Here is an 18,008-nt window from a genome sequence, read left to right on the forward strand (position 1 = left end):
AAAACTGTAGGGCCGCCCCGTAACATGCTTCAAAGGCTCAGAAACACCCGGTAACGCTGGGTAATCCAACGTCACATACTTCCCGGCCTAGCTCGGGGAAACCCTGTCTTTAAGCGTCAGGTAGTAGGCCCGCTGCTCCTTGCCCAGATGCTCGATCGCGTAACGTAACGCCGTCCGGGGCATGGTGGCGGCGTGGTCATCGAGGAAGGCCAACAAGCGTTCACGGCTGCTGCGCCCGGCGTCCCGAACCCAACCACCTACAGCTTTCTGGATGAGGTCTTCTTTGTCATGCAGCAGTATTTCGGCGATGGCGAAGGTGTCATCCAGTTGGCCTTCCCGGATGAACGCCGACGTGGCAACAATGGCGGTCCGACGCTCCCACATGTTTTCCGAACGGGCCAGTTGGTAGAGCGGATCCCGTGGCTTATCCATGAGCCAGCCACCCACTACCCTGCCGGCTCCGAGGTCCACCAGGTCCCAGTTATTGATGCGGTCGTGCCTGCGGAGATACAGCTCGTAGAGGCTTTGGCGCCTCTCATTGGTGGTCTTCTTCTTCTGAGCCTGCAAGGACATGATCTTCACGGCACCCGCCCGGGCCTCGTGGATGTCCTTCTCCAGCAGCGTCTCAATATCTTCCAAGGTCATGGCCGCAAATTCCTTGGCCAACGTGAAAACCTCGCCCATCCGGACGCCAAGGAAAAAGTCCCCCTCGGCGTAATCACCTCTGCCGGTCTTGAAATACCGCTGGTACTTTGCCTGCTCCACCACGGACTGCCGGATTTCCAGGCGCTCCAAAAATGCGACGGCGGTGGGTTGGGTTCCCGGCGCCGGCGCCGCAGGCTTGCGGTTCTTCGGGGCCTTTCCGTCTTTGGGCGTCATCCCTCCATCATCCGCCTAAAACACCGACCAGCCAGTACGTGTGGTGAATTCGTCCAGGGCGGCCACACCCGCCACGGAATTCCCGGACCGTCCCAAGCCAGGGCTCCACACGCTGATGGAGCACTTATTGGGAACCACAGCCACAATTCCCCCGCCCACTCCGCTCTTTCCCGGAAGGCCCACGCGGTAGGCAAATTCGCCCGCGGCATCGTATGTTCCGCAGGTGAGCATGACGGCGTTGATTCTCTTGGTCTGGGCTGGAGACAGCACCAGCGTCCCATCGGATCCCAGTCCATTGGAGGCGAGGAACCGGGTTGCCAGCGCCAGGTCTTCGCAGTTCATGGCCAAAGCGCACTGCTTGGCGTAGGAGTCCAGGACGTCATCCACCGGATTCTCCAGATTGCCGCAGCTTGCCAGGAAGTGGGCCAGCGAGGCATTGCGGTGTCCCTTGCCCAGTTCGGATGAGGCCACAACGTGATCGGTGTCGATGCTCTCCTTGCTGGTCTCCTGGCGCATCAGTTCCCGCACGGCCTTGGCTGCGTCGCCTGTGAGGCTTAGTAGCCGATCCGTCACCACGATTGCGCCGGCGTTGATGAAGGGGTTACGTGGGATACCCTCTTCGCTTTCCAACTGAACCAAGGAGTTGAAGGGGTTGCCTGAGGGTTCGCGGAAGACGCGCTTCCAAATGTGGTCGCCGTCCGCAGCCAGAACCAAAGCAAGGGCGAAGACCTTGGAGATGCTTTGAATGGAGAACTCCACATGGGCGTCCCCTGCCGAGAACACTTCCCCCTCCCGGGTCACCAGCGATATCCCAAACTGGTGAGGATCCACTGCCCCGAGTTGCGGGATGTAATCTGCTACTTTTCCCTGACCGACGTGGGGTTGAACTGCTCCAACGATGTCCTCGAGGAGGTTCTGGATGTCCATGGGCAACCTTTGCTCTCTGGGTGATTCCTGTCCTCATTGACGGGACTCACAAGTGCTCGCGCGCTCTTGACGCGAGAGCGCACAGCCAGCAACAATACCTGCCTTTCCTCGGCCGTGGGGTCCGTTACTTGGTCAGGGAGGCACTCCATCCGAAGGCCGGCGCAATGTGCTTGGCCACGTTCCCAAGCAGCTTGGCGTTGTAGTCCACTCCCAGTTGATTGGGCACCGTGAGCAGGACAGTGTCAGCTGCTTGCACGGCCGCGTCCTTCGCCAGCTCGTCCGCCAGTTGATCCGGCTCGCCGATGTAGCTCTTACCGAAACGGGACAACGCGCCGTCGAGAATTCCCACCTGGTCCTGGCTGTCCGCTTGGGCGCGGAGCCCGAAGTAGTGGTTGTCTTGGCTATCGACGATGGGTATGACGCTGCGGCTGACGGAGATCCGTGGCTCAAAGTCATGCCCGGCGGCGGTCCAGGCTTCGCGGAAAAGGCTGATCTGCTCCGCCTGTAGTTGATCGAAGGGCACGCCTGTGTCCTCAGTGAGGAGGGTTGAGCTCATCAGGTTCATCCCCTGCTCAGCAGCCCACACGGCCGTTTTCCGGGTTCCGGCACCCCACCAGATTCTTTGTGCGAGGCCAGGTGATTGGGGCTGGATGGGCAGTAGTCCCGTGGCGCCGCCCGCGTAATGGGGATCTGCCTCGGCTACGCCGTGCCCGGCGATGGCTTTGCGGAACAATGCAGTGTGGCGGCGGGCCATGTCGCCGCTGTCCTCACCGTCCTTGGGGACGTAGCCGAAGTTCGCCGCTCCGTTCCGTGCGGGTTCGGGTGAACCACGGCTCACTCCGAGCTGCAACCGCCCATCACTGATGAGGTCCGTGGCTGCTGCTTCCTCGGCCATGTAGAGGCTGTTTTCATATCTCATGTCGATCACGCCGGTGCCCATTTCGATTCTGCTGGTCCGTGCTGCGATAGCGCTCAGCAGTGGAAAGGGCGAGGCCTGCTGCCGGGCGAAGTGATGGACCCGGAAGAAGGCTCCATCGATGCCCAGTTCCTCAGCGGCCACAGCGAGGTCGATGCCCTGTTTCAGGGCATCCCCAGCCGTTGGCACGAGGGAACCCGGGACACGGGCCCAGTGCCCGAAGGAGAGGAAACCAATCCGTTTGTTGTGCATGTTCGGGACAACTCCGCGGGAGTCCGGAGAATTCCACGGACCCCTTGCCCACCACTCAGCGCTTTCCAAAGTGATTCAAAATTCGCCAAGCGCATTAGGTATAGTGGACCCGTGAGCAGTTTATCTATTTGATGGAGTAAAGTGAAATTCGACACGGGGGTTGCCGATCGTTTGATCGGTGCATGTCGAGACGCAGCGCGTACGCTACAAGATCAAAGCGGCGGACGGGAATCGATCTCGACTGCTGCTCTTACGGAATTTCGGGGCGTGTTCTCTGACTGTTTCCGGGAGAACGTTGCCGCTGAACGGGCGGCCCGCTCGGAGCTGGTCCGCATGTTGGAAGATGTTGCCCGTCAGGTCCACGAAGCGAAGGGCGCGGCGGAGGTTGAGCAGCGTCGCTTGGATGACGTGACGGAGTGGGCGCTTGCCTCCGGCTGGGTGCGTGCTGGCGGTGGTGTTGGAGTGAATGTGGGGCCGCGCCCGTCGATGGAGGCGACTGACCGTCCGGTGGTGAGCGTGGACACTGCGCGGCAGGGGTTTCGTGTCTGGGCGAGTGGAAGCACTGCTGGGGCGAGTTCCGCTGATCCGGACACCTTGGAATCCGCAGTGTCAACCTTCAGGATCCAGGACGGCTCAGACCGAGGCGCGGCCAACAGAGTCAGTGCAGCCGGGTCCGAGTTCGAGGACAAGTGCTCCTGGGTGCACTCTGATCTAGACGCTGTCCGTGGCGGGCTGCGACGGTTCCTGGAAGACAACCATCAGGACGCAGCCCGGCTTTCCGACATCGCGTCGACGTTCCGCGCTGCCGGTGGGAGCGGTGACCTCGGGCAGATAACGGTATCGAACGGCGTTCTGGTGCTTGCAACGGTGCCAACGACAATATCGGGTGCGGCGCTGCTGGGCTACTTGTCCACTGCCTCCGAGGCTGACGTGAAGGCATTGGCCACAATACCTGGATGGCAGCAGACCCTGCGAGGCATGGACCCATCGAAAATCGGGGCTTGGTGGGCGGGCATGAAAACGGGAGCCCACCCTGCAGTGAACGATTCCGGGTTCACGCCGGTGCAGGAGCTGCTGCTCGCTGCGGCTCCGGCCATATTCGGCGCTTTGGACGGGATGCCCGCACTGGCCAGGGTCCGGGCTAACCAGTTGAACGCGCCAAGCCTGCTCCGCGCGGCAGAGAAAGACCTGGAAACAGCCAAGAAGTTGTCGGGGATCGGGCAAGCACACCACGACCCGAACCGAACAAAGATGCTGGAAAATGAGGTGGCATACCTGAAGCAGGTGGAAGCCGGGGACGTACAGCTTTACCTCTATGACCGGGACCAGTCCCGGATCGTGGAAATGATCGGCACCCCGGGCCCCGACACACGGCACGTGATCACCTACGTTCCGGGGACGTTCACCGGAATGAACGTCTTCTACGAAGGCGGGGTCCAGCAGGTCTCGACATACCTTACTGGCGCTGTATCGGGGACGGTGGCTTTCGTCTACAAGGATGGGCGGTTCCCCGGAGAGGCGGACACCGCCGGCGGTCCCAACCTGGCGAGAATTGGTGAGGCGAACGATGAGAACCTTGCACGCACGTCAGGGCAGCAACTGGCAGGTTTCGAGGCCGGGATGCGCACTGACCCCTACCTGAACGGTGCCGAACAAACCGGCATCGGACACAGCTGGGGCCTGGCGAACCTCACCAGCTCCGAGGTCGCCGGAGCCCGATATGACAAGGTGATTTCCCTCGCCGGGGCCGGCATGCTCCCGGACTGGAAACCACAGGCAACCACGGAATACTCGAACCTGTACTACTATGATCTGCTCGTCCATGGCCAGGGAGTAACCAACCCCGTCACGAAAAAAGGTGTGGTGTGGGATGGAAATAACCCCATCCATCGCGAAGAGTTTGAACAGCACTACTACCGCGGCCCCCACGACGACCAACTTAGGGCGATCAACACCGTCGAAGAAGGGAACATCCTCATGGAAAACCACAACCTCATTGCCTCCAACAGCGAAGACAACGATAAGGCACTTCGGTACATGAAGAAGTTGGTGAATCAATGAAAGTGTCGACCCATGCTGTGTTGCTGCTGGCCGGTGCGATGGTGCTGGCCGGTTGTGCCGGAAGCCCTGGGGGGACACCGATCGAACCACCAGAGCCCACCGCAACAAAGACTCAGGAGGACCCGATGAATGGTGAACTGACGTGGCAGGAAGCGAAGGCCAAAGCCCAAGCCATGGAATTGGAGATCGCCGCCCTGATCCCACAAGACACGGTTGTCTCGATCGATCAAAAGACGAAGGGCGTGCTCCTGTCCTGCAACAAGACACAGCACAGATGGAAGGGCTCCACGACCATCACGGTAGCCGACGGAACCAAAATCGAGTCAATCGTGAAGGACGTCGAAGCCCACTACCGGGCGAATGGACTCAAGGTGTCCGTCGATATGGATATAGATGAAAAGCTTCTTGTCCAAATTGATCCACCTGCTCCCGGGGAGAATTACCTCGTCGGTGGAGGCGTTAAACCAAATGAGATTTGGATCGATTCGGGTTCGCCGTGCTTCACACTGCCCGAGGGCATCTACCCAGGCGGGGATTTCTAGATCCGATGAACAACCACAACCTCATCGCCTCAAACAGTGAAAACAACGAGCAAGTACTTAACGACATGCGCGGAATTGTGGCTCGATGAGGGCGCGTCGCGGTGCCATGGCGTTGTTGCTCGTGGCAGGTTCGATCGGGTTCGCCGCTTGTGCTGGAAACCCCAACACGGGTTCAATCCAGTCGACTGTGCCAACACCTACTAAAACACAAGAGGAACCGATGAAAGCTGAACTGACCTGGCAGGAGGCGAAAGCCCACACCCAAGCAATGGAATTGGAGATCGCTGCCCTGATCCCAAAAAATGCTGATATTTCCATTGATCAGAAAAAGAAGGGCATGCTTCTGTCCTGCAACAAGACCCAGCACAACTGGAAGGGTTTCACGACCATCACCGTTGCCGAAGGAACCGAAATCGAGCCGATCGCGAGAGCCATCGAGGCCCACTACCGGGCGAAAGGAACCAAAGTATCCGCCGATAGCAATCCAAACGAAGACTATCGAATCCAGATCGACCTGCCTGCGCCTGGGGAGAACTACATCGTCTCCGAAGGATTGGCCCCAAACCAGATTGACATCGATTCAGGCTCGCCGTGCTTCACCTTACCCGAGGGCATCTATCCGGGTGGGGATTTTTAAAACCGGAGTTTATGGGGATGGTTGGCGTTGTCATGATGCCTGCACATTCGTCAGACAGCCCGGCGATAGTGCATCGCCACGGCTCCGTTACTGAGCGGCTCGGCCGAGATCAGCTCAAGGCGCCGGGTGCTGGGCAGTCCGCCTTGGTACAGGGTGGGGCCGTGACCGGTGATCATGGGGTGGATGAGGAATTTGTACTCGTCGATCAAGCCCAGTCGGTCCAGCTCTGTTGCTAGTTTCCCGCTGCCGACAAGCACCCCCTTGGGAGTCCTGTCCTTGAGTTCCTGAACGGCCGCACCCAGTTCGCCGACCAACTGATGACTATTGGTCCAGGGGAAGTCGCTCCGCGTTGTGGAAACGACGTATTTGGGCATGGTTTCCAGTTCAAGGGCAAACTCAAGCAGCGACGGCGGGGCTTCAACCTCACCATTAGCCACCAAGGGCCAGTAGACCTCCATCATTTCGTAGGTAGTCCGGCCCCAGAGCATGGCGCCGCTCTTATCCAGAAGGCGGGTGAAGTGGGCGTGCGTCTCGTCGTCGGCGATGCCCTCCTGGTGGTCCACGCAACCATCGAGCGTGACGTTGATGCTGAACGTTAGAAGGCCCATTTGACGATTCTAGGCCGCGAGGCGCAAAGGCGCAGCGGAAAGCGGAGGATTGCCAAGGATAAGGAGTGCCGCCAGAAAATGAATCACTGGTAGATACCCTGCGGGGGTATACTGTCACCACTGGAAGGGACGAAGGTGGTGAAGCATCGTGAGCAAACTGCTGTCCCCTCAAGCTCTTGCCGCCTCCCTCGGGCGGGCGTTGCTTCTACTTCTGGTGACGGCCGTCATTGCGGGCATATTCGGAATGCACATCATCAGCGGTCCGCATGGGGCAGGGGGAACGCATGGGTCTCATGCGGCATCACCTGCAGTGAGCACCTCCTCATCCCTCCACGCGCACGGCCCTTCTCATGAGGTGAGCGGTGCCTCGGCTGCCGACGATCGCGGCACGGAGTTTGGAAGCTGCTCCTGCACTCAGGCTGCCAGTTGCATTCCATCCCTCACAACAGCTTCCCTGAGCGCTCCCCCGCCCGGCACGACAGGCGAAGTCACCCCTGCATCGTGGGAACTGCCCACCATTTTTCCGTCCTGGTCCTACCAACCCCACGGTCCTACACCCGGGCAACTATGCATCAGCCGTACGTGAGCACTGGATGGTCCGGTAACAGCCGGGACCGTACATCCATTCACCATCTGCTGACTACCGGGCGGCTGACTATCACCGCCGCCCGACATGCAAAGGACTTTTACTCATGAACAGAACTCACTTCACTGTGACCGGAGCGGCTCTCGCAGGTCTGCTTGCCCTGGCTGGTTGTGCTTCCAACTCCGGCTCCGGTTCCATGCCGGGCATGGACCATGGAAGTTCCGGCACTTCCATCAGCCCCTCTGCGAACAGCAGCGACGCCGGGCACAACGCCGCAGACACCATGTTCGCCCAAATGATGATCCCCCATCACTCCCAAGCAGTGGAGATGTCCGACGTCATGCTGGCAAAGGCTGACATCCCGCCCGCAATCACTGCCTTGGCCGTCAAGATCAAAAACGCGCAAGCACCCGAAATCGAGAAGATGACCGGTTGGCTGAAGAGCTGGAATGTGCCTGTCATGGGATCTTCCGGGCATGGCGACCACGGCATGGACGGCATGCTGAGCGAGGCGGACCTGCAGAAGCTCAGGGAAGCCCAAGGCGTGGAAGCGGCCAAGCTCTTCCTGACGCAGATGATCGCGCATCACGAAGGTGCCGTGACCATGGCCAAAGCCGAAGTAGACCAGGGCAAGAACCTTGAGGCTGTCCAGCTAGGCAAGGACATCGTCACGGCGCAGGAAGCAGAGATTCGGGAGATGCGGGATCTGCTGACGGGACTCTAACCTCACCGTCTGGTGACGCAAAGGCTCGACGGCGGGAGGTCGCCGTCGAGCCCTTGCGTGCCGTCCGGAAGTCGACGTTATGCAACGGTCGACGCTTAGTGCCGAGGGCCTAAAGCGTGTCTGGATCAACAACTGTCGTCGGGTATGGCTTGCCCGGATTTTCAGGGGCGATACTGCTGATCTTCCACGCGTCGCCGGTCCTCTCAAGCTCAACGGTTTGGTCGTATACGTACCCCTCGCCGGGGCCTTGCACGCCGTTCACCGGACCGTGTTCCAGCTGTGTCTGCTCCGAGATCTCAACCTTGGCGCCGGTTTTGGTGATGGTGAATTTCTTGATGGTGATCTCCGAGCCGGTGTCCGTCAAGAGGACTCCATAGGGAGCAAACGCGTCCCTGCGTTGGTGGAGTTTTCGGTACTCAAGCTCGACACCCTCAACTGCCGCCGGGACGAAATCCATACTGATTTCCTCCTTGGTGGAGGAGAACCCTGTGACAACTTGATGATTTCTACGGTCGATGGCCCGCTCGATAAGAGACTGAACAGCGGCCTTCGCTTCCGCGTCGGTCTGCGGTGCCGGCGCTGTACACGACGTGACGGCAAGCAGTGCAGCTACAGCGACCGACACCAGCATTCTTTGCTGCATGATCATGAGCTATCACCGTCCACACGATTCCCGGAATCGCCTCCCCCATACGCAAAGGCTGGTCGAGACGTAGCACTTCGTCCGGTCTGAAACCAGATCCGGCCGGGAAGGGCGAGTTTTTGTACACGTAATGCCCCTAAGAAGCACTCTAAAGGGCATTACGTGTACAAAAACTCCGAAGGGTTAGCGGCTGCTGCCCGCCAGCAAACCCCGGCGCTGCAGCAGGCGCTTCTCGATCGGCCCGAACACAAGAAGCTCGATCAGGATGCCCACGAACAGGATGAGCAGGATCGCGGACATCACAATGGTCATGTCGGACAGGAGTCGGCCCTGGTCCAGCAATGAACCCAAGCCGAAGCCGATGGTGCCGCCCACGGCGATGATTTCCGCGGCCATAAGTGAGCGCCACGAGAAAGCCCAGCCCTGCTTCAGGCCACCGATGTAGCCGGGAAGCGCGGCTGGGAGCACAATCTGCAACGCCATCTGAAGCCGGTTCGCACCAAGGACCGTGCCCACGCTGCGGTACTGCGGCGGGATCTGATCCACACCGGAAATGAGTCCGTTGATGATGGACGGTATGGCACCCATGAACACCACGAAGTAGACGGTGGCGTCGGTCAGGCCGAACCAGATGATGGCAGCCGGAACCCATGCCACGGATGGCAGCACCTGAAGGCCGGAGATCAAAGGCCCGAACGCACGGCGCAAGGGAGCTACCTGAGCCAGGATCAATCCAACAGGCGTGGCGATGACTACCGAGATCAGGAAGCCGATCACACCGCGCTGCAGCGAAGTCCACACCGCTTCCTGGACTTTGCCTTCACCCCACATGGTCACGAACTGGGTGAGGACGTCCAGCGGTCCGGGTACGAGGTCACGCCGTTTGAACTCGAGCGAAACGTAGAACTGCCACGCAAGGATCAGGTCCACCAAGGCGGCAACGGGCAGCAATACCCGGTTCCATTCGATGCCGGCTTTGCGTCCGCTGTCCGACTGCAGGTTGTCCAGGCCGGCTTCGAGGTCCCGGAGCTCTGAGGCGTTGCCCTTCAGCGACGGGGAGGTGATGTGCTCTTTGGATTCAGTCACGGGAAGGGTCCGCTCTTCGGTGGTGATGGGGTTACTTGGCATGGCGGCGGATCTCCTCGCGAAGACGGCGGGTGATAACTCCGGTCAGCTCCCCGGCGCGGCCGGCGTCGGTTCGGTGTTCCTCGGTGACATCCCATTCAGCCACCACACGGCCAGGACGCGAGGACAACAGGAGCACACGCTGGCCCAAGCGCACGGCCTCGCGGACGTTGTGAGTGACGAACACGATCGTGCGGCCGGTTTCCTTCCAGATCCGCTCAAGTTCGTCGTGCAGGAGGTCGCGGGTGATCGCATCAAGGGCAGCAAAAGGCTCATCCATCAACAAGAGCTGACGGTCCTGAGCCAAGGAACGGGCCAAAGCAACGCGCTGCCGCATACCGCCGGACAGTTCGTGGGGACGCTTATCCCCCGCGCCGCCCAGGTGCACCAGTTCCAGCAGTTCGGTGGCACGGGCACGCCGGCTCGCCTTGGTGCTGGACTTGTCCGCAAGCTGCAACGCCAGCTCGATGTTGCCGCGAGCCGTCAGCCACGGGAACAGGGCCGCATCCTGGAACATGAAGGCGGCACCGTCGCTGGGTACTTCAAGAGCGCCCGACGTCGGCGGTTCCAGTCCCGCCATAATGTTCAGCAGGGTGGACTTGCCGCAGCCGGAAGCACCGAGGAGGGCGACGAACTCGCCTTGCGCGATGGTGGCGTTGACGTCGTCCAGCACCGGGGCGCCGTCGCCGAAGCGTTTGCCCAGGTTCTCGAGTACGACTGGCATGGTCCCGTCCTTCGTGTTGATTGGTAGAGCTGATGTGGCCAAAGGCCGGCCCGCTCCCCCGGTCAATAGGAGGGAAGCGGACCAGCCTGCTAGTGCTTAATCCTGGCCGAGTCCTGCGGCTGAGGTTTTCTTGCCTTCTACCTCGTTCAGGGTGCGGAGGTCGAAGATGCCGTTGAGGTCGGCTTGCTTGGTGGTGCCTGCTTTGACGCCGTCTTCGAGGAGCTTGTTGTAGGTACCAGCCAGCGGATCGGTGGTGAACTTGATGTTCTGCAGCGCCCGTTCGATCACGTTCGCCGGGAGCGGCTTGCCGGCTGTGTCCTTCAGGACCGCGTTGATGGTGGTGGCCTTTTCAGCTGCGGAAGCGTTGTTGAGCCAGTTCACCGATTCGACGTGCCCTTTCAGGAGTGCCTTCACCGTTTCGGGGTGTTCAGCGGCGAACTTCTTGTTCACGATCAGGACGGTGGTGGTGAAGTCACCGTTCTCCCACAGGTCCTTTTCATCCACCAGGACCTTCGCCCCGGCTTCGAGCACCAGGCGGGAGGCCCACGGCTCGGGCAACCACGCGCCGTCGAGCTTTCCGTCTTGGAAGAGCTTCAGCGACTGGGCGTTCTCGGTGGGGTTGATGTTAACATCACCGCTGCCATCGGTGTTGGTCTTGAAACCCTGATCACCGAGCCAGGCGCGCAGGGCCACGTCCTGGGTCCCGCCGAGCTGCGGGGAGCTGAGGATCTTGCCTTTGAGGTCCGCGGCGGAGTTGATCTCCGGCTTGACCACCAACTGCGCACCGCCTGCAGCGGCCCCGGCGATGATGCTGATGGACTCGCCGTTGCTCTTGACGAAGGAGTTGATGGCCGGGTTCGGGCCGATGTACGTGGCATCGATCGCGCCGGCGTTCAACGCTTCAATCGCGGCGGGGCCGGCGTTGAAGACCTGGGTGCTGAGCTTGGTCTCGCCCAGTTCCTTGGCGATCAGGCCCTTGCTGGTGCCAACCAGCGCCGGGCCGTGGGTGACGTTGCTGAAGTAACCGAGCTTGAGCTCAGCAGCCGGCGTGGTGGTAGGGGCAGGTGCGGCCTGGTTGTTCTGCGAAACAGCCGAAGCAACAGCAGCACCTGCACCGATCAGCAACACCAGGCCAACGGCCAGGGCGATCTCTACGGTACGGCGGCGCTTGGGCTTGGGCGCGGTCTCACCAGCAACAATGCGGGTGGTGCCGGAGTTGGGCGACTCGGGAGTGTTGGCCATGAGAGTGGGTCCTTACGAAGGTGGGATGCGGGCGGGGCGAAGATCAGGCCCCGTGACATCGCCCGTCGAGGGCAAGCAAGGACCATTCCGGAGAGGTCATGCCTTCACAGTAGGGACTGTCATATTTCGGCTTCAATCCCGTAGAAATCAAGGTTCACGAAGGTTCACGTGGCGTCATATTCGCTGCCAGGCCTTCAATATCGCGCGGAGTTGTGCGGCAGCATCCACCTATGAGATGGGCGCCCCGGTCAAGCCATTCTGTTGCGTTTCCGGCCAAGGTTCCGTTGCCCTGAGTTCCCTCCGAAGGGCTCCAGGTTTTAGTCACGGCATCGTAGGTCTCCCCCGAATTCGGGTATGCCACCAGCGGCTTGTCCGAGGACTGCCGCAGTGTGGCCAGCGCATCCGTCACGAGTTCCAGCGGCACACAATTTACCCCGACGGCCGCCACCCGCGGTTCCGCGCTGAGCAGCGCAGCCATGTCCGCAAGGGGCGTTCCGTCACTGATGTGGCCGCTGTCCCGCAGCGTGAACGTAAACCAGGATTCGACGTCGAACTCCGCCACGAGCGTCAACAGCGCCTCCGCTTCGGCGAACGACGGCAGGGTCTCGCACGCCAGGAAATCCGCACCGGCGGCCACCAACGCGGCTATGCGTGGCCGGTGGAAATCCCGGAATTCCGCGGCGGAAAGCGTGTAATCGCCCCGATACTCTGAGCCGTCAGCGAGGTAGGCCCCGTATGGACCCACAGATCCGGCCACCAGGAGCGAGCCGTTCGCAGACCCCTCAGCCAAGGCTTCCTGCCGGGCCTCATCGGCCAGCCGGACACTCAATGCCACCAGCTCCAACGACTCTTCAACGGACAAACCACGCCGTGCAAAACCCTGGGGCGTGGCCTGGTAGCTGGCCGTGATGGCCACGGAGGCACCGGCGTCGAAATAGTCCCGGTGGACCTGCTTGATCAGGTGCGGCTGCTCCAGGAGTACCTTGGCGGACCATAGCGCGTCCTCAAGATCGCAGCCGTGGGCTTCCAGTTCCGTGGCCAACGCACCGTCCAGGACCAGGTCCTTGCCGGCGTTGAGGAGCGTGCTGAGCGTGGTGTTCTGTGGCATGGGTCCTTCCCCAAAAAGAAAACCGCAGCCTGTTCGAAATTCCCGCCGTACAACGTGAGGAGTCGCGAACAAGCTGCGGTTTTGTGACTACGTGTGACCCTAGATGACGTAACGTTCGTCTTCGTGATCGCCCGGGTGGTCCTTCACCAAACCGGCGGCAAGAGTGTTGCCGTCGATGGGATCGATCACCAGAAATGCGCCCGTGCGGCGGTGGTGCAGGTAGTTCTCCAGCGGCAACGGAGCGGAGAGGCGCAACTGTGCGTGGCCGATGTCGTTGAGCTCCAGGTTGGACGCAGGCTCCACGTTGAACGTGGCCAGGTCCAGTTTGCCGGTGACGTTGCGGACCAGTGCCTGGACCGTGCGCGTGCCGTGCTTCACCAGGACCTTCTGGCCTTCACGGAGCGGCTTGGGCGAAAGCCATGCCAGCGACGCGTACAAGTCAGCCGTGCTTTCACGGACCGTTCCGGCAGCGGCAATAGTGTCACCGCGGGCGATGTCGATCTCGTCAGCCAAGCGGACGGCTACCGACTGCGGAGCCGCAGCTTCTTCCAATGACTGGCCAGCGAAGTCGATGCCAATCACCGTGGTGGTGCGCGGCTCATGGCCCGGGCTGATGACGGAGACTTCGTCGCCAACCTTCACTGAACCTTCGGTGATCTGGCCCGCGTAAGCACGGTAATCGCGGTACGCCTCCACATCGAGCCCGGCAGCAACAGCATCCGGGGCCAGGGCACCCTGCGGACGGATCACCAGCTGAACCGGGAAGCGGAAGCTCTCCAGTTCGGCCTCAAGCTCGTCAGCAGCGGGGAGGGTTTCGAGGACCTCCAGCAATGCCGGGCCGGTGTACCAAGGGGTGCGCTCGGAGCGGTCCACCACGTTGTCGCCATCAAGGGCCGAGACCGGAACCACCAGCAGATCTGCTACGCCATCGGAACCAAGGCCAAGCTCGCGGGCAACCTTCTGCACGTCAGCTTCGATGTCGCGGAACACCTGCTCGCTGAAATCCACCAGGTCGATCTTGTTCACGGCCACAATCACGTGGGCAACGCGCAGCAACTGCAGCACGGACAGGTGCCGGCGGGTCTGCTCCAGCACACCCTTACGGGCGTCAATAAGTACGACGACGGCATCCGCAGTGGACGCGCCGGTCACCGTGTTCTTGGTGTACTGAACGTGGCCGGGGCAGTCCGCCAGGATGAAGCTGCGGCGGTCCGTGGCGAAGTAGCGGTATGCAACATCGATGGTGATGCCCTGCTCACGCTCGGCACGCAGGCCGTCGGTCAGGAGGGCGAGGTCGATCCCGCCCTTTTCGCCACCGAAGCCGCGGTCCGCAGAGGTGCGGGCAACGGCGTCGAGCGTGTCAGCAAGAATCGCCTTGGAGTCGTGAAGGAGACGGCCCACCAAAGTGGACTTGCCGTCGTCCACCGAGCCGGCGGTTGCAAAGCGGAAGAGTGTGGTGGGCAGGGCTGTTTCCAGCCCGGCAGCCAAAGTTTCGGTGCTCATTTAGAAGTAGCCGTCCTTCTTGCGGTCTTCCATGGCTGCCTCGGAGATGCGGTCATCTGCTCGGGTGGCGCCACGTTCGGTCAGGGTGGAGGCAGCGACTTCAACAACGACGTCGGCCACGGTGCGTGCGTCGGACTCGACGGCACCTGTGCAGGACATGTCTCCCACCGTGCGGTACCGGACCAGCTTGGTGATGACGTCCTCGTTAGGCAGCGGCTGGGAAACCTCACCCACTGCGCGCCACATGCCGTCTCGGGCGAAGACTTCACGTTCGTGGGCGTAGTACAGGCTGGGAAGCTCGATGTTCTCGCGCTCGATGTAGCGCCAGATGTCCAGCTCGGTCCAGTTGCTGATGGGGAACGCACGGACGTGCTGGCCCACGGTGTGGCGGCCGTTGTACAGGTTCCACAGTTCGGGGCGCTGGTTTCGCGGGTCCCACTGGCCGAACTCGTCACGGAGGCTCAGGATGCGTTCTTTGGCGCGGGCCTTGTCTTCGTCGCGACGGCCGCCGCCGAACACGGCGTCGAACTTGTTGCGCTGGATCGCGTCCAACAGCGGGACGGTCTGCAACGGGTTGCGGGTGCCATCGGCACGCTCAGCCAATTCGCCGCGGTCGATGAACTCCTGGACCGAGCCAACAACCAGCTTCAGGCCAAGGCGCTCAACAGTGCGGTCACGGAAGTCGATGACCTCCGGGAAGTTGTGGCCCGTGTCCACGTGAAGGACCGGAAACGGAACCTTGCCCGGCCAGAACGCCTTGGTGGCCAGGTGCAGCATGACCACGGAATCCTTACCGCCGGAGAACAGCAGCGCAGGCTTCTCGAACTCAGCAACAACCTCGCGGATGATGTGAATGGCTTCGGACTCGAGGGTGTCCAGTGAGCTCAGACGCTCGGCCGAGGATCCGCCGTGCCCGCTTCGCGATGCCCGCCACGCCGCGGCGGATTCCTCTGCCTCGCTCTGCAACTGGTTCAACTCGAGGTCCTCGCTGGTTGTAGAAGTGCTCATGTGTGTAGTCCGCATTCTGTCTTGTCGGATCCTGCCCAGCGGCCGGCGCGGGGGTCTTCACCCGGGGCCACTTTGCGCGTGCAGGGCTGGCAGCCGATGGACGGGTAGCCCTGGCTCAGGAGGGGGTTGACGGGAAGGATGTTGTCCTCGGAATACTCGATCAGCTGATCGAAGGTCCAGTCCACCATCGGGTTCACCTTGACCAGGCCAAAGCCTTCATCCCAGGTGACCACCGGCGTGTTGGTGCGGGTGGGGCCCTCGTCGCGTCGCACCCCGGTGAACCAGACTTCGTATCCGGTCAGCGAACGGCGCAGCGGCTGCACCTTACGCAGTGCACAGCACTGGGCGGGGTCGCGGGCGAACAAGTCCTTGCCCAGCAAACGATCCTGTTGTTCCACAGTGGTTTCGGGAAGGACATCCACCACGTTGACGCGGAGGTTCGCTGCGACTTCGTCGCGCGTCTCGTACGTTTCCTTGAAGTGGTAGCCGGTTTCCAGGAACAAGACGTCGACGCCGGGAAGCTGGTCCGCCACCAAGGCGGGCAGGACGGCGTCGGCCATGGAGCAGGCCACGGTTACGGTGGGCAGCTCGAAGTTACGGGCCACCCAGGCGATGATGTCCCGGGCAGGGGCGTTCCAGCCGAGCTCAGCGGCGCCTTGTTCAGCCAGGGCCTTGAGCTCTTCAGGAGAACGCAGCGCCGGACGCGCTGCCGCGCTGGCGAGGTTGGTGATAGTGACGGGATCTGTCATTGGAGATCTCCTTCATCTGCCGAGTGTGCCCACTCTGCGAAGGTCTGGCCTTCGGCGCCTACGGCGACGAACTTACGGACCACGCGCTCCACATAATCGGGCAGGTCTTCCACAGTGACTTTGAGGCCGCGGACGGTACGTCCCAAACCGGCTTCCTCGCGCTCGTTGTTCGCCAGCCCACCACCAAGGTGAACCTGGAAACCCGGGGTGGGGTCGCCGTCGGGCGTTGGCAGCATCATGCCCTTCAGGCCGATATCGGCCGTCTGGATACGTGCGCAGGAGTTCGGGCAACCGTTGATGTGGAGGGACAGTGCCGACGGCAGCTGCTTGGATTCCACGAGGTCGGCCAAGCGGCGCTCCAGCTCAGCGATGGCCGTAGCTGCCGTGACCTTGGTTTCCACGATGGCCAGCTTGCAGAACTCGATGCCCGTGCAAGCGATGGTGCCGCGGCGGAACACGGACGGACGGGCGGAAAGGCCCAAGGTGTCCAGTTCGGCGATGAGCGGCTCCACCTGCTCCTTGGCCACGTCGAGGATGACGAGCTTCTGGTGAGGAGTAGTGCGCAGGCGGTAACTGCCGTGCTTCTCCAACGTGTCCGCCAGCTGGACCAGTGCTTCGCCGGACGTGCGTCCAACAGTGGGGGTCACGCCGATGAAGAACTTGCCGTCCTTCTGCTCGTGAACGCCGATGTGGTCGCCGGGAGATGTGGGCTTGGGAGCAGCGGGGCCGTCCGGGAGCTTGAAGCCGAGGTACTCGTCTTCAAGGATCTGGCGGAACTTGGCCGGACCCCAGTCGTTCATGAGGAACTTCAGACGGGCCTTGGTGCGCATGCGGCGGTAGCCGTAGTCGCGGAAGATGCTGGTAACGCCGAGCCATACTTCAGCTGCCACATCCGCGGAGACGAACACGCCGAGGCGTTCGGCCAGGCGCGGGTTGGTGGACAAGCCGCCGCCAACCCAGAGGTCGTAACCGGCACCGAGCTCAGGGTGGACCACGCCCACCAAGGCGAAGTCGTTGATCTCGTGCACCACGTCCTGGGACGGGTGGCCCGTGATGGCGGTCTTGTACTTGCGCGGCAGGTTGGCCAGCTCGGGATCGCCAATGAAACGCTCGGCGAGCTCGTGGATCAGCGGAGTGGGATCAATGATCTCGTCCTTGGCGATGCCCGCAACCGGGGAGCCGAGGATAACGCGGGGAACGTCACCGCAAGCTTCAGTGGTGGACAGTCCAATGCCTTCAAGGCGGCGCCAGATCTCCGGCACGTCCTCAACGCGGATCCAGTGCAGCTGAATGTTCTGACGGTCCGTCAGGTCAGCCGAGCCGCGGGCGAAGTCCACGGAGATCTGGCCGATGACCCGGAGCTGCTCAGTGCTGAGTGCACCGCCGTCGATGCGCACGCGCAGCATGAAGTACTTGTCTTCGAGCTCGTGCGGTTCAAGCGTTGCGGTCTTACCGCCGTCGATCCCGGGCTTGCGCTGTGTGTAGAGGCCCCACCAACGGAAGCGGCCGTGAAGGTCCGTGCCGTCGATCGAATCGAAGCCTTCTTTGGAATAGACAGACTCAATGCGCTCACGGACGTTCAGCCCGTTGTCTTCCTGCTTCCAGGTTTCGTTGGCATTGAGGGGCTCGGTGCCGTCAACCTTCCACTGGCCGTGGGGCTTGGCGGCAGGGCGGGTGCGTGCCGGACGCTTGGTGGTCTCAGCCGACGCACCGGCTACAGCTGTATCTGTCATACATCGACTGTAGGTCTGGCCAGTTTTCGCCAGCAAAGGTC

Annotated in this window: 17 protein-coding genes; 4 read left to right on the forward strand and 13 right to left on the reverse strand. The window is 61.6% G+C overall.

Annotated features, from left to right (window positions below; all coding sequences use genetic code 11):
• Positions 1-87: 87 nt before the first annotated feature.
• The 3 genes from ABI796_RS14555 to ABI796_RS14565 all read right to left on the reverse strand — a co-directional run bounded on the left by ABI796_RS14555 (position 88) and on the right by ABI796_RS14565 (position 2,974).
• Positions 88-879 (reverse strand): DNA alkylation repair protein, encoded by a 792-nt coding sequence (locus ABI796_RS14555; RefSeq protein WP_141281834.1) that lies wholly within the window; start codon positions 877-879, stop codon positions 88-90.
• A gap of 15 nt (positions 880-894) precedes the next feature.
• Positions 895-1,806, reverse strand: coding sequence for a glutaminase (locus ABI796_RS14560; RefSeq protein WP_141281836.1), 912 nt, complete (start codon positions 1,804-1,806; stop codon positions 895-897).
• A 124-nt stretch (positions 1,807-1,930) separates the two neighbouring features.
• Complete coding sequence (locus ABI796_RS14565) at positions 1,931-2,974, reverse strand: LLM class flavin-dependent oxidoreductase (RefSeq protein ID WP_141281838.1); 1,044 nt, start codon at positions 2,972-2,974, stop codon at positions 1,931-1,933.
• Positions 2,975-3,241: 267 nt separating this feature from the next.
• Here ABI796_RS14565 and ABI796_RS14570 point away from each other — a divergent pair, with 267 nt between their 5' ends.
• The 3 genes from ABI796_RS14570 (at position 3,242) to ABI796_RS14580 (ending at position 6,214) form a co-directional block, all read left to right on the forward strand.
• Positions 3,242-5,035: a hypothetical protein gene (locus ABI796_RS14570; protein ID WP_141281840.1), complete on the forward strand. Its 1,794-nt coding sequence runs from the start codon at positions 3,242-3,244 to the stop codon at positions 5,033-5,035.
• A complete protein-coding gene (locus ABI796_RS14575; protein ID WP_141281842.1) occupies positions 5,032-5,577 on the forward strand; it encodes a hypothetical protein in 546 nt (181 codons plus the stop codon). Before ABI796_RS14570 ends, ABI796_RS14575 begins: the two co-directional genes overlap by 4 nt.
• A gap of 220 nt (positions 5,578-5,797) precedes the next feature.
• Positions 5,798-6,214, forward strand: coding sequence for a hypothetical protein (locus ABI796_RS14580; RefSeq protein ID WP_141281844.1), 417 nt, complete (start codon positions 5,798-5,800; stop codon positions 6,212-6,214).
• A gap of 50 nt (positions 6,215-6,264) precedes the next feature.
• On the opposite strand, the gene ABI796_RS14585 is transcribed toward ABI796_RS14580, so the two are convergent.
• Positions 6,265-6,822, reverse strand: coding sequence for a dihydrofolate reductase family protein (locus ABI796_RS14585; protein WP_091326526.1), 558 nt, complete (start codon positions 6,820-6,822; stop codon positions 6,265-6,267).
• Between the two features lie 692 nt (positions 6,823-7,514).
• Between ABI796_RS14585 and ABI796_RS14590 the strand changes: the two genes are divergently transcribed.
• Positions 7,515-8,132, forward strand: a complete 618-nt coding sequence (locus ABI796_RS14590; RefSeq protein ID WP_141281846.1) for a DUF305 domain-containing protein — start codon at positions 7,515-7,517, stop codon at positions 8,130-8,132.
• A gap of 109 nt (positions 8,133-8,241) precedes the next feature.
• Here the strand turns inward: ABI796_RS14590 and ABI796_RS14595 are convergent, their stop codons facing one another.
• The 9 genes from ABI796_RS14595 to ABI796_RS14635 form a co-directional block, all read right to left on the reverse strand.
• Complete coding sequence (locus ABI796_RS14595; protein WP_141281848.1) at positions 8,242-8,781, reverse strand: hypothetical protein; 540 nt, start codon at positions 8,779-8,781, stop codon at positions 8,242-8,244.
• 177 nt (positions 8,782-8,958) lie between these two features.
• Positions 8,959-9,903 carry an ABC transporter permease gene (locus ABI796_RS14600; RefSeq protein WP_141281850.1) on the reverse strand — a complete coding sequence of 315 codons (945 nt, stop codon included), beginning with the start codon at positions 9,901-9,903 and terminating at the stop codon, positions 8,959-8,961.
• A complete protein-coding gene (locus tag ABI796_RS14605; RefSeq protein ID WP_089595922.1) occupies positions 9,893-10,624 on the reverse strand; it encodes an ABC transporter ATP-binding protein in 732 nt (243 codons plus the stop codon). The genes ABI796_RS14600 and ABI796_RS14605 overlap by 11 nt, the downstream gene beginning before the upstream one ends.
• A 96-nt stretch (positions 10,625-10,720) precedes the next feature.
• A complete protein-coding gene (locus tag ABI796_RS14610; protein WP_141281852.1) occupies positions 10,721-11,866 on the reverse strand; it encodes an ABC transporter substrate-binding protein in 1,146 nt (381 codons plus the stop codon).
• A 154-nt stretch (positions 11,867-12,020) separates the two neighbouring features.
• Positions 12,021-12,974 carry a homocysteine S-methyltransferase gene (gene mmuM, locus ABI796_RS14615; protein ID WP_141281854.1) on the reverse strand — a complete coding sequence of 318 codons (954 nt, stop codon included), beginning with the start codon at positions 12,972-12,974 and terminating at the stop codon, positions 12,021-12,023.
• A gap of 99 nt (positions 12,975-13,073) precedes the next feature.
• Entirely contained in the window at positions 13,074-14,477 is a 1,404-nt protein-coding gene (locus ABI796_RS14620) for a sulfate adenylyltransferase subunit 1 (RefSeq protein ID WP_090817197.1), read from the reverse strand.
• Positions 14,478-15,485, reverse strand: coding sequence for a sulfate adenylyltransferase subunit CysD (cysD, locus tag ABI796_RS14625; protein ID WP_141281856.1), 1,008 nt, complete (start codon positions 15,483-15,485; stop codon positions 14,478-14,480). It abuts the gene before it with no gap.
• Positions 15,482-16,234, reverse strand: a complete 753-nt coding sequence (locus ABI796_RS14630) for a phosphoadenylyl-sulfate reductase (RefSeq protein ID WP_141281858.1) — start codon at positions 16,232-16,234, stop codon at positions 15,482-15,484. Before ABI796_RS14630 ends, cysD begins: the two co-directional genes overlap by 4 nt.
• Positions 16,231-17,967, reverse strand: a complete 1,737-nt coding sequence (locus ABI796_RS14635; RefSeq protein WP_141281860.1) for a nitrite/sulfite reductase — start codon at positions 17,965-17,967, stop codon at positions 16,231-16,233. Before ABI796_RS14635 ends, ABI796_RS14630 begins: the two co-directional genes overlap by 4 nt.
• Positions 17,968-18,008 lie beyond the last annotated feature (41 nt).

It is taken from the genome of Paenarthrobacter aurescens, from assembly GCF_041549525.1.
GTDB lineage: Bacteria > Actinomycetota > Actinomycetes > Actinomycetales > Micrococcaceae > Arthrobacter > Arthrobacter aurescens.